The 21,009-nt window shown below is 71.6% G+C and carries 20 protein-coding genes and 2 pseudogenes; 6 read left to right on the plus strand and 16 right to left on the minus strand.

From position 1 onward, the window contains the following. The coding region (locus ACFOWE_RS26505) for a CoA-transferase (RefSeq protein ID WP_377292462.1) at positions 1–238 on the minus strand (238 nt) is incomplete at its 3' end. Next, positions 238–693, minus strand: a pseudogene (locus tag ACFOWE_RS26510) (3-oxoacid CoA-transferase subunit A); the annotation flags it as partial. The gene ACFOWE_RS26505 and the pseudogene ACFOWE_RS26510, both read right to left, overlap by 1 nt. Before the next feature lie 47 nt (positions 694–740). Between ACFOWE_RS26510 and ACFOWE_RS26515 the strand changes: the two are divergent. The 3 genes from ACFOWE_RS26515 to ACFOWE_RS26525 are packed head-to-tail and all read left to right on the plus strand — an operon-like array spanning position 741 to position 1,882. Continuing rightward, on the plus strand, positions 741–1,193 hold the full coding sequence (locus tag ACFOWE_RS26515) for a tyrosine-type recombinase/integrase (RefSeq protein WP_377292464.1): 453 nt from the start codon (positions 741–743) through the stop codon (positions 1,191–1,193). A 60-nt stretch (positions 1,194–1,253) separates the two neighbouring features. Further along, the gene (locus ACFOWE_RS26520) at positions 1,254–1,568 is read left to right on the plus strand and encodes a type II toxin-antitoxin system RelE/ParE family toxin (protein ID WP_377292466.1); all 315 of its coding nucleotides are present in this window, start codon (positions 1,254–1,256) and stop codon (positions 1,566–1,568) included. Next, positions 1,565–1,882 carry a helix-turn-helix domain-containing protein gene (locus ACFOWE_RS26525; RefSeq protein ID WP_377292468.1) on the plus strand — a complete coding sequence of 106 codons (318 nt, stop codon included), beginning with the start codon at positions 1,565–1,567 and terminating at the stop codon, positions 1,880–1,882. Before ACFOWE_RS26520 ends, ACFOWE_RS26525 begins: the two co-directional genes overlap by 4 nt. Before the next feature lie 79 nt (positions 1,883–1,961). Here the strand turns inward: ACFOWE_RS26525 and ACFOWE_RS26530 are convergent, their stop codons facing one another. After that, positions 1,962–2,462 (minus strand): integrase core domain-containing protein, encoded by a 501-nt coding sequence (locus tag ACFOWE_RS26530; RefSeq protein WP_377292470.1) that lies wholly within the window; start codon positions 2,460–2,462, stop codon positions 1,962–1,964. A gap of 66 nt (positions 2,463–2,528) precedes the next feature. Between ACFOWE_RS26530 and ACFOWE_RS26535 the strand changes: the two genes are divergently transcribed. Next, entirely contained in the window at positions 2,529–2,861 is a 333-nt protein-coding gene (locus tag ACFOWE_RS26535) for a helix-turn-helix domain-containing protein (protein WP_377292472.1), read from the plus strand. 523 nt (positions 2,862–3,384) lie between these two features. On the opposite strand, the gene ACFOWE_RS26540 is transcribed toward ACFOWE_RS26535, so the two are convergent. From ACFOWE_RS26540 to ACFOWE_RS26560, 5 genes are read right to left on the minus strand one after another with little or no spacing between them, the layout of a single operon-like run. After that, positions 3,385–4,656 carry a TIGR02679 family protein gene (locus tag ACFOWE_RS26540; protein WP_377292474.1) on the minus strand — a complete coding sequence of 424 codons (1,272 nt, stop codon included), beginning with the start codon at positions 4,654–4,656 and terminating at the stop codon, positions 3,385–3,387. A gap of 5 nt (positions 4,657–4,661) precedes the next feature. Further along, positions 4,662–8,864, minus strand: coding sequence for a TIGR02680 family protein (locus ACFOWE_RS26545; RefSeq protein WP_377292476.1), 4,203 nt, complete (start codon positions 8,862–8,864; stop codon positions 4,662–4,664). Beyond that, the gene (locus tag ACFOWE_RS26550; RefSeq protein ID WP_377292478.1) at positions 8,864–10,219 is read right to left on the minus strand and encodes a TIGR02678 family protein; all 1,356 of its coding nucleotides are present in this window, start codon (positions 10,217–10,219) and stop codon (positions 8,864–8,866) included. The genes ACFOWE_RS26545 and ACFOWE_RS26550 overlap by 1 nt, the downstream gene beginning before the upstream one ends. Then, positions 10,216–11,775, minus strand: a complete 1,560-nt coding sequence (locus ACFOWE_RS26555; protein ID WP_377292480.1) for a TIGR02677 family protein — start codon at positions 11,773–11,775, stop codon at positions 10,216–10,218. The genes ACFOWE_RS26550 and ACFOWE_RS26555 overlap by 4 nt, the downstream gene beginning before the upstream one ends. A gap of 31 nt (positions 11,776–11,806) precedes the next feature. Beyond that, positions 11,807–11,962 carry a hypothetical protein gene (locus tag ACFOWE_RS26560; protein ID WP_377292482.1) on the minus strand — a complete coding sequence of 52 codons (156 nt, stop codon included), beginning with the start codon at positions 11,960–11,962 and terminating at the stop codon, positions 11,807–11,809. A 409-nt stretch (positions 11,963–12,371) separates the two neighbouring features. Here ACFOWE_RS26560 and ACFOWE_RS26565 point away from each other — a divergent pair, with 409 nt between their 5' ends. Then, complete coding sequence (locus ACFOWE_RS26565; protein ID WP_377292484.1) at positions 12,372–12,746, plus strand: hypothetical protein; 375 nt, start codon at positions 12,372–12,374, stop codon at positions 12,744–12,746. Positions 12,747–12,899: 153 nt separating this feature from the next. On the opposite strand, the gene ACFOWE_RS26570 is transcribed toward ACFOWE_RS26565, so the two are convergent. The 5 genes from ACFOWE_RS26570 to ACFOWE_RS26590 form a co-directional block, all read right to left on the minus strand. Next, entirely contained in the window at positions 12,900–13,541 is a 642-nt protein-coding gene (locus ACFOWE_RS26570) for a nucleotidyl transferase AbiEii/AbiGii toxin family protein (protein ID WP_377292486.1), read from the minus strand. After that, positions 13,541–13,861, minus strand: coding sequence for a hypothetical protein (locus ACFOWE_RS26575; RefSeq protein ID WP_377292488.1), 321 nt, complete (start codon positions 13,859–13,861; stop codon positions 13,541–13,543). Before ACFOWE_RS26575 ends, ACFOWE_RS26570 begins: the two co-directional genes overlap by 1 nt. A gap of 409 nt (positions 13,862–14,270) precedes the next feature. Beyond that, positions 14,271–15,854: an ISKra4 family transposase gene (locus ACFOWE_RS26580; RefSeq protein ID WP_377292490.1), complete on the minus strand. Its 1,584-nt coding sequence runs from the start codon at positions 15,852–15,854 to the stop codon at positions 14,271–14,273. Positions 15,855–15,872: 18 nt separating this feature from the next. Continuing rightward, a complete protein-coding gene (locus ACFOWE_RS26585; protein WP_377292492.1) occupies positions 15,873–16,508 on the minus strand; it encodes a DNA glycosylase AlkZ-like family protein in 636 nt (211 codons plus the stop codon). Beyond that, entirely contained in the window at positions 16,505–17,494 is a 990-nt protein-coding gene (locus ACFOWE_RS26590) for a zinc-binding dehydrogenase (protein WP_377292494.1), read from the minus strand. The genes ACFOWE_RS26585 and ACFOWE_RS26590 overlap by 4 nt, the downstream gene beginning before the upstream one ends. An 86-nt stretch (positions 17,495–17,580) precedes the next feature. Between ACFOWE_RS26590 and ACFOWE_RS26595 the strand changes: the two genes are divergently transcribed. Continuing rightward, positions 17,581–18,582, plus strand: a complete 1,002-nt coding sequence (locus tag ACFOWE_RS26595) for a helix-turn-helix transcriptional regulator (RefSeq protein ID WP_377292496.1) — start codon at positions 17,581–17,583, stop codon at positions 18,580–18,582. Here ACFOWE_RS26595 and ACFOWE_RS26600 read toward each other — a convergent pair. From ACFOWE_RS26600 to ACFOWE_RS26610, 3 genes and pseudogenes are all read right to left on the minus strand, one after another. Further along, positions 18,573–18,762 (minus strand): annotated as a pseudogene (locus ACFOWE_RS26600) (IS5/IS1182 family transposase); the annotation flags it as partial. The gene ACFOWE_RS26595 and the pseudogene ACFOWE_RS26600 sit on opposite strands and share 10 nt — an antisense overlap. 12 nt (positions 18,763–18,774) lie before the next feature. Continuing rightward, positions 18,775–19,482 (minus strand): sensor domain-containing protein, encoded by a 708-nt coding sequence (locus ACFOWE_RS26605; protein WP_377292498.1) that lies wholly within the window; start codon positions 19,480–19,482, stop codon positions 18,775–18,777. A 305-nt stretch (positions 19,483–19,787) separates the two neighbouring features. After that, positions 19,788–21,009: hypothetical protein (locus tag ACFOWE_RS26610; protein WP_449301231.1), on the minus strand; the 1,222-nt coding region annotated here is incomplete at its 5' end.

Below are 21,009 nucleotides of genomic sequence, written 5' to 3' on the forward strand. Positions count from 1 at the left end.
CCCCGGGCAGCTCGGTGACGGGCACCTTGCCGGCGTTGGTGAGGTCGGGGTCGATCGCGTCGCCGGCGGCCGCCGGGCCCATGCCCAGCATGCCGTTCTCGGTGTGCAGGACGACGCCGAGCCCGGCCGGGAGGTGGTCGGCGACCTTGGTGGGCCGGCCGATGCCGAGGTTGACGTAGCTGCCCGGCTCGATGTCCCGCGCGATGCGGGCGGCGAGCCGGTCGGGATCGAGTGGCATCAGCGGGCCCCCTGCACGGTGTGGTGGCGCGGCTCGACCCGGACCACGCGGTCGACGTAGATGCCCGGGGTGACGACGGCCTCGGGGTCGAGCCGTCCCGCGTCCACGACCGACGCGACCTGGACGACGGTCGTCGTGGCGGCCGTGGCCATCACCGGGCCGAAGTTCCGGGCGGTCTTGCGGTAGACGAGGTTGCCCATCGTGTCGGCGACGTGCGCGGAGATCAGGGCGACGTCGCCCTTGATCGGGTATTCCAGGACGTGGTCGCGCCCGTCGATCGTGCGGGTCTCCTTGCCCTCGGCGAGCGGCGTGCCGACGCCCGTCGGGCAGTAGAACGCCCCGATGCCCGCCCCGGCGGCCCGCATCCACTCGGCGAGGGTGCCCTGAGGGATCACTTCGAGCTCGATCCTCCCGCGGCGGTAGAGGTCGTCGAAGACGTGGGAGTCGGCCTGCCGGGGGGTGGCGCATCAAGCCGTACCCGAAGGGAAAGAAACGCCGGGACGTGCCGATCAGCGAGGAACTGGCCGGGCTGCTGTCCGTGCGGGCGCAGGGCAGCAGGCCCGACGAGCCGCTCTTCCAGAAGCGGACGGGCGGCTACATCGACTACGGCAACCAGCGCAACGACATCCTGCAACCCGCACTCGCGCTCGCGCGGGAGCGCGGCCTGGCCAAGCACATCACCCCTCACGCCCTGCGGCACACGATGATCACCATGCTCCGGGACGGCGGCGTGGCCCCCGGGGTGATGCAGTTGGTGGCCGGACACGCGTCGTACCAGACCACCGCGGGCTACTCCGGCCGGCAGACACCCGTCCAGCGAGCATTGATCCTCGACGCGGTCCAGCCGGTCCTCCAGGCCGCAGGCCCGCTGTTCGACATCCCAGATGCCCGCGGCACGCAAGCAAGCCACACGAATGCATCGTCGACATCCTCGGACACCAAGGTATACCTATAGCTATACTCCACGAGTGGCCGGAGACGAGTGGGACATCTACGTCGTGACCGAGGTCCGCGAATGGATCGAGCAACTCGACGACGCCACCCATGCCCGGGTGGTGCAGGCCATCGACGCGCTCGCCGAAGACGGCCCGGCCTGGGACGGCCCCTGGTCGACACGATCACCGGATCATCGATCCAGAACCTCAAAGAACTCCGGCCCGGCACGGTGCGCATCCTGTTCGCCTTCGACCCATGGCGCTCCAGCATCCTGTTGGTCGCAGGCGACAAAGCCGGACGATGGAAGAGCTGGTACGAGGAGGCCATTCCACTGGCCGAGCACCGGTATGAGGTCTACTTGAAGGAACGCGCCCGACAGGAGGACGGCAGATGAGCGGATACGTGCGGTGGAAGGACATCCGGGCCGAGCACGTCCAGCGGGCCGGTGGCGAGGAGGCCGTCCAGGCCGGCAAGCAGGAACTCCTGGCCGAGGTCCAAGGACACCGGCTGGCGGAGATCCGCCGCGGGCGCGGCCTGACCCAGCAGCAGGTCGCCGAGCGTATGGGAGTCACCAAGGGACGCGTCTCCCAGATCGAGCAGGGCAAGATCTCCGGCCAGGACATCCTGGCCCGCTACGCCGCCGCCCTCGGCGGCCGACTCCACCAGTCGATCTACTTCGACGACGGCGACATCGCCGCCATCGCCTGACGGTCCCGGTACTACATTCGCAAGTCTGCCGGGAGTGGGTCGCCGCGTCTGCACCTGCCGAAAACTACATCCACGCAGTTCAAGCGGCATGTGAGTACTCATGGAGAACCCCGCCGAGTCTGTCCCGTCTGCGTACGCTCAGCTCGGTGATCCGCATCGGATCCATGATCGGTTTCGGGACGGTGCGTAGCGGGGCCGCTTGGTTCAGGGCTTGATGGGCGCGGTGCCGGTTGTAGAACCGTTTGTACTCACGCAGGGCGTGGCGCAGATGGTGTTCGTTCCACAGCAGGCAGCGGTCGAGCAGTTCGCGGCGGCATGACTGCACCCATCGCTCCATGACCGCGTTCATGCGCGGCACGCGGATCCCGGTGAGCACGGTCCGGATGCCGGCCTCGGCCAGGATCTCGTCCATGAGGGCGGGGAACTTCCCGTCCCGGTCCCGGATCAGGTAGCGGGCCCGGCAGCCGGCCTCTTCCAGGTCCATCATGAGGTTCTTCATCGCCTGGACGGCCCAGACCGCGGTCGGATGGGCGGTGGTGCCCAGCACGCGGACGCGCCGGCGGGCGTGCTCGATGCGCACGGCGATCCCCTTGGCGGAGGAACGCTACGCCGCATACCGCGCCGAACAGGAGAAGGAGAAGCGCTGATGAGCGAGTTCGTGAAGTGGTCCGACACCAAGTCCAAGATCCGTGAGATCGACCCCGAGGGGGACTCCCCCGAGCGCGTCGCCGCCCGAGAGGCCAGCCGCGAGCAGCTCCGGGCGGAACTGCGCGGCGCCCAGCTCGCCGAGATGCGCAAGCGCCTGGGCATCTCCCAGAAGCTCTTGGCCGAACGCATGGGCGTCTCCCAGGCGCGCGTGTCCCAGATCGAGCACGGCCAGATCGGCGGCCTGGACACCCTGCGTTCCTACGTCACCGCTCTGGGCGGCACACTGGACGTGGTGGCTGACTTCGGCGACCACACCGTAAAGGTCGCTTGAACCGGCGGGGACCAGGCATGGTCTCAAGGACCCGTGTTTGCTCGGTGGTTGTTCGCGTGTACCCGGTACGGCCCGGCACGTGGTGGCATCATCTGGCGGACCGGCGGGGACGTTGGCGGACAGAACAGCACGAGGTGGCACGTCTCGGTATCGGACGGCACTGAACCCGTCGGCTTCTAATTCGTGGGTCTGTAGGTTCGAACCCCAGGCGCCCTACCACTTAGAATCCATCTAAACTGCGCTTTCTCGGGCCAAGCGGGGTCTTGCGAGTCGAAGATCGCCGATGTTTGCTCCATGTTCGCTCGCGGGCACGGACCGGGCACACGGAAGCTCGTTCAGGGCCGTTCTTTCAGGTCAGACCCTATAGACGATCACCGGAAGACCGAGACCGAAGACCCCTGCGGGTGCCGAAAATTCATCTGGCCGGGTCAAGCCACATGCCGGTACTCTCGAGGGCACCGTACAGTCGATCATGCCGACGGACGTCGAACCGGTGATCCGAGCTTGGTCACGGGCACCCAGGTCAAGGCTCGGGCCTCAGATCGGCGAGGAGGGACGGAAGGAGACGCTCCTCCATCACCGCCCGGTCGCAGGCGGCCATCAGCTCGGCCAGTCCCGGGTCCCATGGGCTGAGCGCGGGTGACCCGGTCAGCGCGGTGGACTCACCCCCCGCGAGTCCTGCCGTGTAGTCGGCCGTGGCCATCCGCCAGGGCGCCGCGTCGTACCGGGAGATCGCCCGGTCGACGATACGGAGCCCGGTCCAGTCGAAGTCCGCACGCCACCGCAGGCGGGCACCCGCGGTCACGGCGGCGTCGAGCAGCCGGTGACACGCCGCCGACGGGATGCCCTCTGTGCAGACCAGGGCAGGAGCGCGGGCGCCCAGGTCGGCCGCGGCGGTGCGCAGGACCGCCGGGTTCTCGCAGACGTATATCTTTCCGCTGGAGGGGACGACCGGAGAGACGGTCTGCTGCTGCAGGGTGAGCCGGAAGGGGATGCCGTACCGTGCGGCCTCGTTGAGCCAGCCGGAAGCGACACCCGTCCGGCGGGTCCGGATGTTCAGCACGAGCACCTGGCTGGCCAGGTCGTCCATGATCACCCCGGCGGACTCCCACAGTCGCCGCTGTCCGGTCCGGTCCCCCGGTACGGCGGGCAGCCCGGAGCGCAGTGCCAGCGCCCGCAGCACGAGCGAGGCCAGCGGTGATCCGGGAGCCAGGGACTTGGTGTCCCCGGTCGCCCGTTCGGCCAGCACGGGCAGCGGAAGGATCTGCTCACCCGTCTCAGCCGGCGCCGCGGGAGCGAGGGAAGAGCGGGGCGGAGAGGGGAGGAGGTCGAGGACACCGGTCGCCTGGACGAGCAGACGGCCGTCGCCGCGCCGTACCAGCCGGGTGAGCGTGCCGCCCGCGGCCAGCTCGTCCAGCCACGCCGAGAACCACGGCTCGGCGACGTGGCGGCTGTCCCCGGCGAGGCCCAGCAGGCGTTCCCGCTCCCACTCGAGAGCCGCGCGTTCAGCGGCGCGGTCCCGGATCGGGCCGCCCAGCCCGGTCAGGACCTCCCGCAGGCCCGAGCCGTACCGGGCGGACAGCGCGGCGTCCAGTTCGGACAGGGATACGGTGAGCCGCTTGACTGACTCGGGACGGTATCTCCCGGTGATGCCGATGACCACACGGCGTTCGGCCTCGGATGGGTCGTTCAGGCCGACGGATCCGGTCAGGGCGCCGCCGCGTTCCAGGCTGCGCCGGGCGGCGGCCAGCAGCCGTTTCCAGCCCTCGCCCTGCGGCTCATCCGCAGAGGTCACGCGGCTCATCCCTCGGAGAGGACCGGCTCGGAGAGGACCGGTGCGGTGGGAACTCGGCGGACATCGGGCGAGCCCAGTGCGGCGGTGAGCTCTCCGGCGTCATCCGCCAGGAGCTTCGCGCCGTCCCAGACCAGCAGCAGAGCACTGACGGTGTGGTCGACGGGAGAGTGCGCCAGGTCGTAGTGGGCCGCGGCGGGGACCGTGGCATGGGTGGCCCACAGATCGTAGCCGGTCATGAACAGGTCGAGGTCGAACTGGGTGGCCAGCGACATCAGCTCGCTCCGGCCGGTGTCGTCCACCCCGGCGAAGGCCTCATCCAGCGCGAGCAGTCGGGGCGCGTCCGGGCGGGCCGAGTTGAGCATCGCGTGAGCGGCGGCGAACAGCGGCAGGTGCAGCGAGACCGACTGCTCGCCACCGGACAGACGGCTGTGCCGTGCCCGGGTCAGCCGCTCCTCGTGTCCACCGGGCCGGACGAGTTGGAAGGCGAACTGCCGCCAGCGGCGGTAGTCGAGCACCTCGGTCAGCAGCTCCCGGTACGGCCGATCACGGTGCCGGGCCCGGGCGTCCTTGATCCGGGTGGCGAAGTGGGCGCGTATCCGGCCCAGATCGTCGGGGCCCAGCCGAGCCGCGTCGCCGTCGAGCAAGGCGCAGACCGCCCGCTGCCCCTCGTCCAGGTTGTCGGTGAGCAGCCAGCCCACCCCGACCGTGGTACCCGAGGACATCCGGCGGGAGCGCATCTCGGTGTTCATCCGGCGGATCAGGTCCCGGGCATCCACGGTACGGTCATGGATCTGCTGGGCGAGCCGGGTCAACAGCGCGTCCTCCAGGATCCGCTGCTCGGACTCCGACAGCAACTGCTGCTGGTCCCGCCTGTCGACAGCGATCTTCTCAGCGAAGGCGCCGACCGGGAGGGGGCCGTCCTCGTCGGCGATCCGGACCACGATCACACCGTCCGCACCGTCCCACTCGGGGCGGTAGTCCTGGTCGGCGGCGGTGAGCTGGGCCTGCAGGTCCTCCAAGGCCTTGGTCAGGCGGGTGGTGGACTGCTTGAGGGAGATCTCGGTGGGGGTGAGGTCGCGGGTGACGGTGAGGATCGCCTCGTGGACCGCACGCACCTGCGGGGGCAGTCCCTCCTCCAACCAGTCGGCGTCCTGCGCCGGCCAGGTCAGGCCCGGCGGGCAGCGCAGCACGTCGAGCAGTTCCCGCCGGGCGAAGGGAGCCAGGTCGCGGGCGGTCTCCCGCTCTTCCCGCAGCGCGACGGCGATGGCCTCCCGGGCCGCGTCCAGGCGGGCGTGTGCCGCCGCGGCAGCCGACAACGCCTCCCGTTCGGCGGCGCGGGCGGCACCCGTCTCCCGCTCGGACGCGGTGATCGCCACCTCGGCCCGCTCGATCTCAGCCAGCACCTGCCTGGCCTCCGCACCCACCGTCGATCTCAAGGCATCCAGCTTCGCGGCCTCCTCAGTATGGCGGCGGCGCGCGGCGTGCTCGGTCTGCTCCGCCGCCACCTCGTCGACGGCCGCCTCGTCCAGGTGCCCGACGGCGGCCGCGACCGCTTCCCGCTGCCGTGCCGCCTCCCTCCTGCACCCGATCAGCGCGGCCGCCCCGCGCTCGAAACGCCGGACGGCGGCCGCGACCTCCTCCACCGTGTCAGGGGCGAGAGCGCGTTCAGCCCCGGTACGGCGCAGCGCCCGTTCGGCTGTACCGGACGCGGCAACGGTCTCGTCGTAGCCGCGCTGGGCGGCGTCGGTACCGTCCCGGGTGGCGCGGAGCCGTCCGGCGGCCTGTTCGCGGGCCCGCAGGGCCGCCGTGATCGCACCAGTGCGGGGCAGGGCGGCGCGAGCGGAGTCGATGGCGCCGAGTGCGGCCTCGACCTCGACCACCCGCCGGTCGACGGCGGCGAGTGCCTGGGAGATCACCGCCAGGCGGGCGTCGCAGTCGGCCAGCCTGGCGGTGCGGCGGCGGGCGCGGGCGGTGGCGCCGATGTACTCGGCGTGCTCCTTGTGATGCGCTCCGAGTTGGACGCCATGGAGGAACCGGCCGCCCTTGGTGATCAGGGGATGTTCCGGCGTGCCCGGCGCGGCGGGCCCACCGGTGAACAGGCCGTCTCCTCCGGCGCCGCTGATGTCACCGATGCCACCGGCGCCGTCATCCCGCAGAGCGACGGCTCGCAGGATGCCGGTGATCCGTCCGGCGGGCACGGGAGCGTCCTCCTCGGGGACCAGCAGGTCCGCGAGGCTCGGCCCGGGGGCGGGGACGCCCTCGAGAAGGTAGGCGTCGGAGTCGCCGACGCGAACCGGTTCGGGTGCGGGCGTGACCCAGGCGTCCAGGACGCCGGTGGCCTCCAGCGCCGCCTCGACCGAGGCCGCGATCGGAGCGGGCATTCCGTCCCGGAAGCGGACCAGCCGCCACAGCGGCGCCCCCGCCCTGCCCTCACGCGAGGCCGTTCGGGCAGGATTCGCGGGAGGCGCGTCGTCACGCTCAGCGGCGATCAGGCGTCTCTCCTCCTCGGCCGCGGCCCGCTCACGCCCGGCCTGTTCCCGCTGCCCGCGCAGCCACGCCCCTTCCTCCCGCAACTCCTGCACGGCGGACATCACGAGCTCGGCGAACACCGTGTCCAGCGCGGGGGCGTCCGGCTCGCCCACCTGCTCCAGCGCATCGGCCAGCGGCTCCGGGCCGGGCACGATCTCCCTGTACCGCCCCGCCCAGGCCGACAGCTCCACGCGGGCGGCCTGGGCGGCCCGGTCCACCTCCTCCTGTGCCGAAGCGGCCTCCCGCTCCGCCACCGCCATGGCTTCCAGCGCCTGCTCCAGCGCCGTACGGGCCAGGTCGCGGGTCTGTTCGGCCCTGTCCAGGGCCGCCGCCGCAGACCGTACCGCGTGGACGTCGTCGTCCCTGGCCGCGATCCGGCCGCCGACCCGATCGGTGAAACCGTCCTCAGCCGCATCGGCCCCGGTCCAGGCGATCCCCGCAGCCGCCGCCTCGTCGGCGACCTCGGCCGCGGCCCTGGATACGGCGGCTTCCAGCTCCGCCATACTCAGGCGGGCCGATTCCAGCCCTGCCGCGGCCCTCGCCCTGGCTGCGACGCGCCGCTCCAGTTCGCCACGCGCGACAGCTTCGGCGTCGGCGCAGGCACGGACGAGCCGTTCCAGGTCGGCCAGTTGCTGGAGCGCCTCATAGGCGGCACTCGCCCGGAGCTGTTCCAGTCTGGCCCGCAGCCCGGCCGACGCCTCCTCAGCCGCGGTCAGCCGTTGCCCGGCCTCGGCCTGGCCGTGTTCGGCGGTGGCGAGCCAGGCCGCCGCCTCCTCCCGGCCGATACGGCGGGCCGCCACATCGTCGCGGCGACGGGTCAGCGCGTCCGCCGCCCAGCGAGCGTGGACACGCAGGTAGGTGGTGTAGCTGGACAGGAACGCGGCCGTCGCCTCGTCGGCTGCGACCAAGCCCTCCAGGGTGCGCTGCACCGACTCCATGTCCTCGAAGGACCGTGCGGCCTCGGTCACCAGTTCGTCGTCGATCGGGCGCAGCCCCTCGGTGAGGGTGTCGGAGAGTTTCGCCGGATCGAGGTTCTTGGCCAGCTGCGGGCGACGCAGGGTGAGGATCAGCGTGATGAGCTGCTCGTACCGCTCCCTTCCCAGGCCGAACAGGCGCTGGTCGATCGCCGCCCGGTAGTCCGGCGGGGAGGGGATCAGGGCGTGTTCACCGAGTTCCTCGGCCAGTTGCTTGCGGGTCATCGGCCGGTCGTCGGCGGTGAGCAGGGAGAAGTCCTCCCCCACCCGGCCGTCCGCGACGAAGTGCCAGCGCACCGGCGTGTCACGGTGCCGCTGGGCGTGCAGTCCGACGCCCACGGTGACGGACTGACCGGTGTCGCGGTGCCGGAACTCCATCCAGACGTAGCCGAGCCCGGTGTCGTTCCCCCGGAAAAGGAGGTTGGACTTCATGGTCCGGTCCTCGGAGGCGAACGGGTTGAGCCGCTTGGGGTCGATTCGCCCGTCCAGTACGAACGGGAACAGCACCTCCAGGGCCTTGGTCTTGCCCGAGCCGTTGGGTCCGCGCAGGACCAGCCACCCGTTCGCGAACGTGAACTCCTCATCGCGGTAGTCCCACAGGTTGACGATGCCCGCGCGGGTGGGCACGTAGCGGCCCGGACGGCCGTCCTCGCCGGTCTGGCGGGACGGGCCGCGCCCGTCCGCTCGTTCGTCTCGCTCGCTCATCAGGACCCCTCGAAAAGCGCGGGTTGGGACGGACGAGATCTCACCTCGGCTGTGACGTTCCGGTAGCGGGCCAGGGCGGGCAGCGCGAGCACGCCACCCTCCACCCTGGCGACCAGGCCCAGCCCGGCGAGCAACCGTACAGCCTCCTGCAGGAGCCGGTCCGGATCGGCCCGCCAGGTGGCCCCGAACGCCGTGCCGTACTCTCCCACCAGGGATTTCATCGCCGTACGCAGCCAGGTCTCGGGGAGAAACGGATACCGGGCCGCGGGCTCGTCACGCACCGCGCCGGGCGCCGGCACGTCGTCCGCCAGGTCGTCGAGGAGGTTCCGGTACGGCAGCGCCGTATCGATCCGGACGGCCGTCTCGGCCAAGTTCTCGGCGGCGGTCGGGACGGGCAGGAGAGCGGGCCGGCTGCGCCTGTTGGCCGGTCCGCAGTGGGCGGCGATGCGCGCGGCCAGCAGCAGCGCGGCCTGCGCGACCGTTCCCGCGCCGGGGAAGCGGACGTCGGACAGGCGGCCGGAGGTGTCGATGATCGCGACGCCTTCGGCGCGGCGCTCCACACCGAGACCGGTCAGCCGTTCCAGGTCTTCGGCGAGGGCGGGGGCCCGTAGCTGGCCGAGCAGGGACTCGTCGACGTCGGCGTAGTAGACGACGGGCTGCTCCAGCACGAGGCGCCGCGCCTTGCGGGCCGCGGCCCTGCGGAGGGTGGCCTGCCCCTGCGCCAGACCCCGGTCGGCGTCGAGCAGCGCGGTGACCGAACGCAGGTGCTGCAGCACCCGGCTGGGGCGGTAGACCACGCCGACGACCTCCCGATCGATGTCGTAGAGGGCCTCGGCCCGGTCGGGGTTGTTCACCCAGTCGGCCGCCGAGCCGTCGGCTAGGGCCAGCGCGCCGCGCCGCTCCAGCCAGGCCACCGCGTCCACGAAGGCGTCGCGGTCGGGCTTTCTTTCGGTGTCCATGCCCAGCCCGTCGATCCGGCCGGCGTCCGCGGCGACGGCATCGGCCAGCTCGCTCAGCGCGATCTGGGTCCCCGCGCGGCCCAGCGCGGCCAGGGTGAGCATGAGGTAGGCGTAGCGCCTGCGGTCGAAGGGCCGCTCGGTCCGGGTGAGCGCGGGCTTGGTGGAGTCCAGCGTGTCGTGGATGCGGAGCAGCCGGGCGGTCTCTCCGGTGGTCAGCAGCCGGTAGCCGAGCACCTCGGACAGGTCGGTGCGGAGCTGCGCGGCCCACCGTCGGATCAGCGGCAGTGCGGCCGGGTCCGGGTAGGCGGCGGTGACCAGCGGGTGGCGGAGCAGCAACCGCACCGCGCGCTGGTAGTCGGCGAGCTCCAGCGGGCCGACCCCTTGGGCGACTCTCATGAGACCTCCAACCGCAGGCCGTCCAGGTGGAGCCGCCCGCGGACGGTCGTGACCGTGGTGGATCCTTCGCACGGGTGCAGGGTCAGCCGTACGCCGTGCGCAGAGCCGCTGGCGGTGCTGCGGCTCACCGCCACCCGGGCGGACAGGGCCAAGTCGAGCAGGCTTAGCAGGGTCTGGGTCTCGGGCTCGTCGAGCACCCGGCCGTACACCCCCGCCGAGGTGAGTGAGGCCCCCGCGGCCTGCCGCTGCCGCTCCGCCTTGAGCTGGTCGGCGCGCAGGCGCTGCCGCTGTGCCTCGTTGCGCTCGATCCGGCCCACGCCGTGCAGCCGGGGGGCGCGACCGGCCTGCACGAGGGTCCGCGCCACCCGCACCGGCTCGGTCTCCCACCAGGAGAGCCGGCTGGGGATCAGCTCGGGGTCGTCGTGCGGCACCGCGATGTGCCGGGGTGAGCCGAGGTCGAAGGTCGCCTGGAACAGCGCGTGCGCGGCGTCGTCGTCGGGGCAGGAGGCGAACCACTGGGCCAGGTGCCGCAGCTGGCTCTCCCTGCTCACCCCGCCCCGTCTGGCCTCGGTCACCCGCCGCAGCATCGCCAGCACGCCCGCGATCGCGGTGACGGTCGCGCTCTGCAGCCGTTCTGCCTCGCCGGCCGCCCCGGCGCCGAACCACTGGGTCAGGCCCGCCCAGCGCTGCCGCCAGTCGTGTTCGCGATGCCGGGGGGAGCTGAACGGTCTCTCGTCGGCTTCCGCCGCCAGAGCGATCAACCGGTCCACCCCGGTCTCGGCCGCCTCGGCCACGGCGGTGGCCAGCAGCGGCTGGTAACGGGCGAGCTCGGCGGCGAACTCCCGCATGTGCGTCAGGAGCGCGTCCTTGTGGGTCAGGAATACCTCGGGCCGGGTGTCATTGGTCCGGGCCAGGTCACCGAGCATGAGGTAGAAGCGGGCGGCCCGCATCGCCATGTCGGACAGCGCCTGGTCGAGGCGGGCGAGCTTGCGGTGGACCTCCTCCCCGTCGCCGACCCGGTTCGCCTCGGCCAGGGCCTTTAGGTCGGCCAGGATGTCGGGGAAGACCAGCCGGGACAGCTGGGCGTCCTGAAGACCCGCGCCGAGCACCTCCTCCACCGCCCGGTAGGCCCGGTAACCGGCCTGGGTGAACTGGTAGACGTAGTGGCGGTTGCGGTATTCGGCGAGGTTGGCCGCTCGGGTGCCGTCGTAGCTGCGGTCCAGCAGCCGCCAGTCGGCCAGTGCGTCCAGCAGCGGCTGGACATCGTCGATCTCGGGGCACCCCGAATGCTCGGCACGCAGCGCGCCGAGCAGCTCCCGCGCCTGGGAGGCGTGCAACAGTACCTGGTAGTTGGCCCGGCCCCGGTCGAGGGCGCGCAGCACCCACAGGTAGTCGTGGCGTTTCTCCACCGCGGCGAAGTGGAACAGGCGCATCCGGTCGTCGAGTGTGAACGCGTCCATGCCGAACGCGCCGGGCTCGGGAGCGGGGGGACTCTGGCTCTCCCCAGGCACCGGGGGGCGCGCTCCGGCCCCCGTACCCGTTGCGGTCTCGTCCATCGCTCCCAGCATGCCGTACCAGCCGGACATGTCATGCCGGATCCCGCAGAGAGCACAGCACCTCCAGCGTCGCTCCCCTGCTGAGCTGATCGTGGTGGTACTCGTTGCGGCGGGTGCGCAGGCAGCCGTAGCAGGAGGTCTCCTGTCCGCAGTCGCATGAGGCGACCCGGCGTGCCGCGGCCTCCACGACGGCGGCCAGCGCCCTGGAGCTGAGTGACCCACTGCCCCGTGGGATGCACGATGGCGCCGAGGATCCGCACCCGCCAGGTGACGTGCTCGATCATGGCCAAGACGTACAGCCGTGCCCCGCTCAGGGTACGGACTCCGAAGAAGTCGCACGCCGGCAGGGCGTCCTCCCGACTGTGCAGGAAGCCGGCCCAGGCGGTGTGCTGTCGCTCAGGCGACGGGTCGATGCCGTGAACCTTCAAGATCTCCCACACGGTGGAGGGCGCGACCGTGATGCCGAGCACGGCCAGCTCGCCGTGTACCCGTCGATACCCCCAGGACGGGTTCTCCCGGACCAGGCACAGGATGAGAGCTCGGATGAGACGGACCGTGGGCGGGCGCCCCGGCCGTTTCGGCCGACAGGTGCGGGCATGGCGCCGTCTCATCAGATCGCGGTGCCAGCGCAGGACGGTGTCCGGGCGGACGAGGAGCCGCACCCGGCGCAGGACCTCGCGGGGCAGCGACGTCAGCAGGGCGGCGAGGAAGGCACGGTCCTCAGGGGCGAATCGCACCCTGGTGTCGGCACCGAGCTGCCGTTCGAGAACGGTGATCTGGTGGCGGAGGGCGAGGATCTCGACGTCCTTGTCCCGATGGCTCATCGGCAGCAGCCGCAGCGCGGCGAAGGCGTTCGTGACGGCGAGACAGGCCAGACGAAAGAGCACAGGCGATCATCATGCCGCACTCCGAGCGGCCGGGGATCATACGCGTCAGTCGATCCCCGGCAAGGCCATGGCCTGGCCGGATGACCTTATCGGCAGGCGCAGGCGTAGACCTCACGGCTCCGAGACTCAAGGTACGTGATCACCATTCAGCGCTCTGGCCTGCATGGATGAATTTTCGGCACCCACAGCCCCGGACGAGGCGCCATCGGAACTTCCCGCCCCGAACCCGGAAAGCGATCATTCGCTCTTCCGCAGCTCCTTCTCCCACACGCCGAAACGCTCCCTGAGCGCCTCAGCCCCGGCCGCGTCGACGCCGTACACGGCGAACTCCTCATCGGTACGGCGGCGCACGTACGCCAGCATCTCCGCGAACACCTCCCGATCGAACCCGGCATCCCGGCGAGCGGCCAGGTCCAGAAGCTGATCGCGCGTGTACCGGCCCGACTCCACGAGCGCGTCCACATCGATGAAGTCCCGAGCGAGCGCGCGGTTGAACAGGGCCTCGGTCTTCCCGGCCGCGACGTCATCCGGATGGAGGACCGGGCCCATCTCCATCCGCACCGGCGGCTGAAAGCGCACGTCCGCGACGACCTCGACCTTGCAGCCATGACCTGTGCCACGCTCAGAGATCCACATCCGGACATACCGTTCAGTGCTCTGCAAGATCTCAGCCTGGTACCCGGCTGCTCGGTACGCCTCGGCCACCTGGTCCGCCGCCGCCGGACAGTCCATGTCCAGCGCGCCGAATAGATCGACGTCCTCGCTCGGCCGCTCCACGATCCCGTACGCCTGCACGGCGTACCCGCCGGCCAGTGCGAAGCCGTACTGATCGGCGACGCTGAGACCGATCTCGATCAGTCGTCGGTGGAAAGGGTCCATCACGCGACCTGATCACGAAGCCAGGTGAAGCGTGACTCCCACAGTCGGCGGACCCGCACCGGCAAGATCAGATCAGGCCAGATGCGGACCAGCAGATCGGTGTTCAGGTACGCCTTGAGATCTTGTTCTCGGCCTTCCTGGATCACCTGCTCGTACATCACCCGCAGCGCCACCGGATCGGACAGGTCGTAGGAGCGCCGCGGGCTCCAGTCCAACCAGCCGGGCAGCATGACGATCCCGTCCGCAGGCCCGGCCAGCTCCTCCAGAGCGCGGGGAACCGCATACGGGCGGATGTTCGCGTAATTGAGCGCCCTGTCCATGCCTCCAGTGTGACATTTCCGCCGGAGCCCCACCTCTTCGATGAAGCAACCCCACACGGGCAAGCCATCAGCGTGACCGACTTCGGCGACCACACCGCGCAGGCCGCCTTGCCCCGATACGGTCCATGGTCAAGGACCCATGTTTGCTCGGTGGTTGCTCATCTGTCGCGATACGGCCCGGCACACGGTGACATCATCCGACAGACCGGCGGGGACGTCGGCGGACAGAACGGTACGAGATGGCAGGTCGCGGCACCGGACGGCCGTGAACCCGTCGACTTCTAATCCGTAGGTTCTGGGTTCGAGTCCCAGGCGCCCTACCACTCAGACCCGTCTGACCTGCGCTTTCTCGGGCCAGGCGGGGTCTTGGCGTGCGGCGGGTGTAGCTCTTCTGCAGGGACTGGACTGATCAGGCAGTGAGGTCGAGTTCGGCCTGGTAGCGGGTCTGGTGAACCCGGCGGTGCTCTTGAGCGCGATGGAAACGCCAGTAGGCGTCGAAGTCGCCGTTCGCGATCACGGCCCGGAGCGTGAGGACGGCCTCGGCACCCGCCAGGCCCCACCGGGCACCGGTGATATCGAGGCGATCGTTGACCAGATGACGGCAGGCTCCCTCGATGACACCGGTGGCGATCGGCCAACCGGCCACCAATGCCTCGTCATACCGCAGGAACGCGGCGTTGCCGCGCAGGTAGCGGACGGCCGCGTCCACGCCGCCGCGGCGGCCCGGGCCCAGCCCGGCGGCGGTGGCCTGGGCATCAAGGGCGGCCGCGGCGTCTTCGACGCGGCCGGCCAGCACGGACAGCGCGTGAGCGGCGACCCAGCCCTCGGCGACCGGATCACCGCCCGCGTGCAGGCACCATGCCGCCTTCCACAGATACTCCAGGACGTGGATCACATCGATGACGATGTGGATGGCCACCCCGCGGCGCGCGGCCTCGGCCCGGATGAGGCCGAGCTGGTGGCGGGCGCCGTCGATGAGCACGACCCAGGTCCGCGCGTGCCGCGGGTCGCGGGCCTCGGCCTGGTCGAACACCTTGGCGATCACCTCGCCGGGATCGGCCGACACCGATCCGCACAGCCACTTGCTGCGGGCCGCCGGTCCGGACCGGGCGGGCCGGTCCCCGCTGCGGCCTCCGGGGACGGCGATCACATCATGGCCGCGGCGGGGTGCGGGCACGGCGTCGTAGACCACGCCCAGCATGGCCATGCGCTTGCGGCAGGGTTTCTCCCCGGAGGCCAGCCGGGTGCGGAACGTGGCGCGGTGGCGCTCGGCCGCTTGCCGGGTGGCCGGCCGCAGCCCTTCGGGGCGCATCACCACGCCCTTGCCGTCCACGCTGATGACCAGTAGCTCCTCAGCGGTGCGTGGCAGCGGGATCTGCTGGGCGTAGAAGGCGTCGATGTCGGCCGCGGCGGCCACCACCGCCTCCTCCAGCTGTCGTTTGCCGATCACCGGCCCGCACCGGGAGGTGATCGCCGCCTTGGCGGCGTCGAAGCTCCCGCGCACCGCCTCGCGCACGGCCAGCCGGGCCAGCCCGGCCGAATGCCGCCCGGCCGGCAGCGACAGCGCCGCATCGGCCGGATAGAGGTTGGCCGCTCCCGGCGCGCGCCAGGCGCACCGGGTGACGGTCACCGTCCCGACGATCGTGGCCAGCTGCCGGTGATGGCCGCTCTCCAGCCGGCGCCGCACCACCTCATCGACGCCGATCATCCCGGCCCCGCCGGCCCCGCGGCGGGCCCGAAGCGCCGCTCGCCGTTCACGCATCGCCCGCAGGTCCAGGTGCGCCTGCAGCAGCCGGCGCAGCAGCTCACGCCCCTGCTCGGCGACCAGGTCCTCCAGCAGGTCATGAGACAGCGCCGCAGCCGCCGGATCGGCGAGCTGCCGGATCAGACCGCCGCGCCAGCTCCTCCGGCAACGAACCCATCGCGATCGCCTCCACCACGCACGGTAGACAACTCGACCGATCGCGACCAGACCCTCAAAACCCCAGATCAACCAGTCCCTACAGAAGAGCTACACCCCCGCCAGATAGCGGCGTACGAGGTCCTGCGCCGGGGCCGGTTCCATGGGCGCGCCGAGCCAGTACTCGGCACGGGTGACCGAGATGTCGGCCCGGGTGCCCCATCGGCCCCACGCCCCGGTCCGGTGGGTGTGGACCAGCGGGGTTCTCAGTTCCACCTCCCCGGCCAGGACCTTCCCGTCCCGGCCGGGGTAGCGCAGCGCCAGCAGCCGGGCCAGTTCCCGGCGGGGCGTCGTCCGGTCCGCCAGGATCTCCGCTCCGGTCGCGGTGAGCGCATCGGTGTCGAGTCCCTCGCTCACCCGCCTGAAGTACGGCGTGCGGGCCGTACGGTCGAGAACCGGTTGGAGCACCGGCCGGAACCGGCGGAAGTCGCCGGCCACGGCCAGGTGCTGGGTGCTGCGCAGCAGCGCCGAGCGGACCACCGTCCGATTCTCCAGCAGGACGCTCAACTGATCGTGGGTGAAGCCGTCGATGCGGCTCCACAGTCCGACGTAGGGCCAGTTCGGCTCCTGGGCCTGCATCGCGACCAGATGCCCGATCACCTCCGATGCGGTGCGGCCGGTGCGCCGCACCAGGAACTGCCGGTGCAGCAGGGTCCGGTTGAGCGCCCGCGGGCGGAGCGTGGTCATGCCAGCCGTACCGCGACGTTGCCCCGGTAGGCGCCCTTGAGCATGGACAGGAACGCTCCGGGCACCTCCTCGATGCCGCCCTCGACGACTGTCTGCGGGAAGACGAAACGGTCTTCCCCCAGCCATCGGGCGAAGTGCTCACGCCAGGCTGCGACCTGCTGCGGCGTGTGGTGGCAGGAGAACGGCAGCAGCTCGACGCCCTTCGCCTCGGCCGCGGTGCGATCCGGCTCGGGGAAGCGATCGGCGCCGCCGCCGAGCTGGTGGGACAGGGAGCCGCACAGGGCGAAGCGCGCGCCGGGCCGCGCCGCCTGGACCGCCGCCCGGTACTGCTCGCCGCCCACGGTGTCGAAGAAGACCGTGATGCCCTCGGGTGCGAGTTCGCGCAACCGGTCGGCCACCGGGCCGTCGTGGTAGTCGAAGGCGGCGTCGTAGCCGAGTTCGTCGACCAGGTAGGCGGCCTTCGCCCGGCTGCCCGCGCTGCCGATCACCCTGGCCGCGCCCCGGCATCTGGCGATCTGCCCGGCCAGCGAGCCGACGCCGCCGGCCGCGCCCGAGACGAACACCACGTCCCCCTCCCCGACGGCGGCGACGTCGGCCACTCCGTGGTAGGCCGTCACGCCCTGACCGAGATGGTAGGAGGGGTCGGGGAAGAGGCCCCGGTCGAGCTTGACGTACTGCGCGGCCGGTCCCGCGGAGTACTCGCTCCAGCCGGTCATCGACTGCACCAGGTCGCCCACGGTGAGATCCGGGCTGTCGGATCGGACCACGGTGCCCACGACGGCGGCGCCCACCCGATCGCCGGGCTGCCAGGCGGGTACCGGGATCCGGCAGTCGGCCCGCATCAGCTCCAGGTAGGTCGCGGCCAAACCTGCGTAGTCGGTCCTGACGATCACCTCACCGTCCACCTCGGTCTCGGCGGTGGTGAAGTGGTCGGGGCCGGGCTCGCCGGTGACGTGCGCGGCCAGCCGGATCTCACGAGTGATCATTCTTGTTCCTCCCTGAAGGGCTCCGAGATCCACGCTAGGGAGGCTTCCGGTCACTTCCTGACCGGAAGTCCGCGCACACTGGAGCCATGGCGAACACGAGCTCACGCACCCTCCGGTTGCTGTCCCTTCTGCAGACTCACCGCCGCTGGGCGGGCGCGGAGCTGGCCGACCGGCTCGGCGTCTCCGAACGGACGCTGCGCCGTGACGTCGACCGGCTGCGGGAGCTGGGGTATCCGGTGGACACCTCGCGTGGGACCGACGGCGGATACCAGCTCGCGCCCGGTGCCGTGCTGCCACCGCTGCTGCTCGACGAGGAGGAGGCGGTCGCGCTCGCCGTCGGCATGGGCGAGGCCGCGCGGAGCGGGATCACGGGCATGGAGGCGTCCGCGATCCGGGCTCTCACCAAGGTCGTCCAGGTCATGCCACCCCGGCTGCGCCGCCGCGTGGACGTCCTGCGCGGGACGCTGGTCGCGGCGGCCTCGGCGGAACCGGTCGTCGCGGTGGACGTGCTGACCACGGTCGCCCAGGCGTGCCGGGACGAGGAGCGGTTGCGCTTCTCCTACGCCGCGAGGGGGCGCGAGCCCTCCGTGCGCGAGGTCGAGCCGTACCGGCTGGTGGCCCTCGGCCGCCGCTGGTACCTGGTCGCCTACGACCTGACCCGGCAGGACTGGCGCAGCTTCCGGCTCGACCGCCTGGCGCGTGCGCAGCCGACGGGAGCGCGCTTCCGCCCGCGCGACCTGCCCGCCCAGGATGCGGAGGCGTTCGTCAGGGCAGCCGGCGGCGTGCCCGAGCCGTACACGGTCGAGGCGCTCGTGCACGCACCCGCCGCACGGGTGCGCACGACGGTCGGGCAGTGGGGGACGGCCGAAGAAGTCGACGAGCACAGCTGCCTGCTCAGGATGACCTCGGCCTCGCTGGACTGGCCGGTTCAGGCGCTGGGCAACGTGGGTGCGGAGTTCGAGGTGCTGGGCCCGCCGGAGTTCGTCACGTACATCCGCGAATGGGGCGAGCGCTTCGTCCGGGCCTCATCACTTCGGAGTTCGTCCGTGAAGCGACCTGCTTCCATGAGCGTTTCTCCTCCTGAGTAGCGGTCCTCTTCGATGAGCCGCAGGGCGAGGACGGCCTGGACGATCGCGGTGGCGCGGGCGGCAGCGGAGCCGGACCAGCGCCTTCCATGCCTTCAGGGTCGCGGCGGCGCGTTCCCCGACCGCCCGGATACGGGCGCGGGAGCGGCTGACGGCCTTCTGGTCGCGCGCCAGGCGCGGCCGGGGTGACCTCTCTCAAGCCGTGAAAGCGGCGCGGTGCTCGCGGTCCCAGTCGGTGAAGGCGCGCGGGGACTCGTCGGTGAGAACCCGGTCGTCGATGTGCTCGTACGGCTCGGCGACCCCGGTCAGCATGGCCCTGCTGAGCCCGGCCTGCACCAGTGCCGCGCCGCGGATCACCGCCGGCAGAGTGACGGCGAACAGCACGCCGATCGCGGTGGTCATGACCACGCCGATCAGGGCGCTGTCGCCGAAGCCGAGCAACTCGGCCAGGCCGTTGTTGTCCGGGATCCCTTCGAGGATCCACCCGTAGACCGGGTAGGTCAGCCCGGCGATCGCCCCGGCCCACCAGGTCACCGTGAGGCAGAACGTCACGATGGCGACCGGGAGGTTCACGATGCCGTACAGCAGGTCCATCCAGGACTGGCCGTTGGTCAGCGGGTTCGCCAGCCGGCGGAACGTCCCGGCCCCCTGCGGGGCGGGCCGGTAGCGCGGCCGGGCCACCGGGTGGCCGAGCACCTCCGGCAGCATCCGGCGCTCCAGGTCGGCGAAGCCACGGGCGAGCATCAGGGACGCTCCCAGGATCGGCACCCCGACCCAGATGACCACCGTCCCCACGCCGAGGGAGAAGCCGGCGACCATCAAACAGAAGGCGACGATCGCCAGGGGGAAACCGAGGAGCAGATAGCGGGTGTCGGTGCCGATGCGGCGCGTGAGGAGGTTCATGGGGGAAACGCTATGAGTCCCGGCCGGGGAGATCGATCCTGCCGGCAGGCTTCCCGGGGTAGGGCTGGCCCTACCCCGTACCGCGCCGAAACCCAGCGTGTAGAGCTTGAACCGCGAGTTCGCGGAGGTGACTGCGCGGCCGCTCGCTCCGGCCCTCGACGGCACCACGGTCCGCTCGCCGTGATCGGGCGGTCTCCGCCGATGAGACCGCTGTGGCCGGTGACCGTCGTAGTGATCGGCGTACTCGGCCGGTCCCGGCCGTCACAGGCCGGACGGTGACGTACCACCAGTGGCCTGCCACATCGTCATGCCACCCCAGGTCCAGCCGCTTTGACTGCACGTTCCATGACCGCCGCGTCGCGTGCGGCCATCGCACCGAGTAGAGCGGTGCCGCGCTGCCGGAGCAGGCGCAGGGCGAGGGCGGGAGTCACCGACAGGACGGCCGCGGCCAGGAGGGCGGCCGCCAGAGCGGTCACCCACCACAGCCCGCCGGTGACCGCGCCGACGGCACCGGGCAGGACGGCGGCCAGCAAGGTCACCGGGAAGATCGTCATTTGCGCGCCGGTCGGATCGCCCGCCTGCTGGTCGGGATGGACGCGATCACGGGCGTCGGCGCCCACGGCCGGCATCACGAGTGCGAGCAGCGGCGCGACGGCGCAGCCCGCCGCCGCCGCCGCGACGGCGCCGCTCACGGTGGCGGCTCCCAACGGCGATCCGGTCGCGGCCTGCGACACGACCGCCAGCGCGATGGACGGTACGCCGAACAGTAACGCCCACGCCGCCATCCGCCCGCGCACATCGGCCCTGAGGGCACCGGGCGTGGTGAGCGGTTGCCACAGGGCCGTGCCGTCCAGGGCATAGGTGTTCACCGCGACCATCGCGCCGAACACCGCCGCCGCGGGACCCACCATGGGCAATGCCCAGCTCCAGCCGCTGAGGGCGATGACGAGCGCCATCAGCAGCGGGGTCAGCCAGGCGCTGCGCAGCTCCACACCGCGTGCCGGGTCACGCAGCCAGGTGGCCAGCTCGCGCGCGACGACCGCGGACACCTGCGGCGTCGTGAACGGCACCGGCACCTCACGCCCCGGTACGGCGGGCCGCCACGGCCTCGCCCGGCGGGGCGGCCGGCGCAGAGCGCGGGCCGTCAGCGCGATCCAGCTCGACTGCAGCAGGCCGCCCACGATCAGCAGGGCCGCCAGCGGTGCCAGGACCGCGCCGGGACCGGCGCCGTCACGGGCGGCGAGCACCGCGCCGTACCCCCAGCCGGTGGGCAGGGTGGTGAGCACGTCGACCGCCGGCGCGGAAAGCCGCCCGAGTGCGGGGGCGGCCAGAGCGGTGTCCCCCTCGCCGAGGCGCGGCAGCAGCCAGGCGGCGACCGGCACCCATCCGGCGAACGACAGCGCGAGCATGATCGCGGTCCGGACGGCGGCCAGTGTCGTCCCGGCCCGGGTCTGCAGCAGCCAGGCCGCCAGCGCCGCCACCGTCTTGCCCGCCCAGATGAGCAGATACGGCTGGGCCACCGCGGCC

This window comes from Planomonospora corallina, from assembly GCF_042650625.1.
Classification (GTDB): domain Bacteria; phylum Actinomycetota; class Actinomycetes; order Streptosporangiales; family Streptosporangiaceae; genus Planomonospora_B; species Planomonospora_B corallina.

What these genes read in the sequence shown, in the direction of transcription:
- ACFOWE_RS26520 (WP_377292466.1), top strand. Translation starts at nt 1,254, where the DNA reads ATGGATCGAGCAACTCGACGACGCCACCCATGCCCGGGTGGTGCAGGC.
- ACFOWE_RS26525 (WP_377292468.1), top strand. Translation starts at nt 1,565, where the DNA reads ATGAGCGGATACGTGCGGTGGAAGGACATCCGGGCCGAGCACGTCCAG.
- ACFOWE_RS26535 (WP_377292472.1), top strand. Translation starts at nt 2,529, where the DNA reads ATGAGCGAGTTCGTGAAGTGGTCCGACACCAAGTCCAAGATCCGTGAG.
- ACFOWE_RS26545 (WP_377292476.1), bottom strand. Translation starts at nt 8,864, where the DNA reads ATGAGCGAGCGAGACGAACGAGCGGACGGGCGCGGCCCGTCCCGCCAG.
- ACFOWE_RS26550 (WP_377292478.1), bottom strand. Translation starts at nt 10,219, where the DNA reads ATGAGAGTCGCCCAAGGGGTCGGCCCGCTGGAGCTCGCCGACTACCAG.
- ACFOWE_RS26555 (WP_377292480.1), bottom strand. Translation starts at nt 11,775, where the DNA reads ATGGACGAGACCGCAACGGGTACGGGGGCCGGAGCGCGCCCCCCGGTG.
- ACFOWE_RS26565 (WP_377292484.1), top strand. Translation starts at nt 12,372, where the DNA reads ATGGCGCCGTCTCATCAGATCGCGGTGCCAGCGCAGGACGGTGTCCGG.
- ACFOWE_RS26570 (WP_377292486.1), bottom strand. Translation starts at nt 13,541, where the DNA reads ATGGACCCTTTCCACCGACGACTGATCGAGATCGGTCTCAGCGTCGCC.
- ACFOWE_RS26575 (WP_377292488.1), bottom strand. Translation starts at nt 13,861, where the DNA reads ATGGACAGGGCGCTCAATTACGCGAACATCCGCCCGTATGCGGTTCCC.
- ACFOWE_RS26585 (WP_377292492.1), bottom strand. Translation starts at nt 16,508, where the DNA reads ATGACCACGCTCCGCCCGCGGGCGCTCAACCGGACCCTGCTGCACCGG.
- ACFOWE_RS26590 (WP_377292494.1), bottom strand. Translation starts at nt 17,494, where the DNA reads ATGATCACTCGTGAGATCCGGCTGGCCGCGCACGTCACCGGCGAGCCC.
- ACFOWE_RS26595 (WP_377292496.1), top strand. Translation starts at nt 17,581, where the DNA reads ATGGCGAACACGAGCTCACGCACCCTCCGGTTGCTGTCCCTTCTGCAG.
- ACFOWE_RS26605 (WP_377292498.1), bottom strand. Translation starts at nt 19,482, where the DNA reads ATGAACCTCCTCACGCGCCGCATCGGCACCGACACCCGCTATCTGCTC.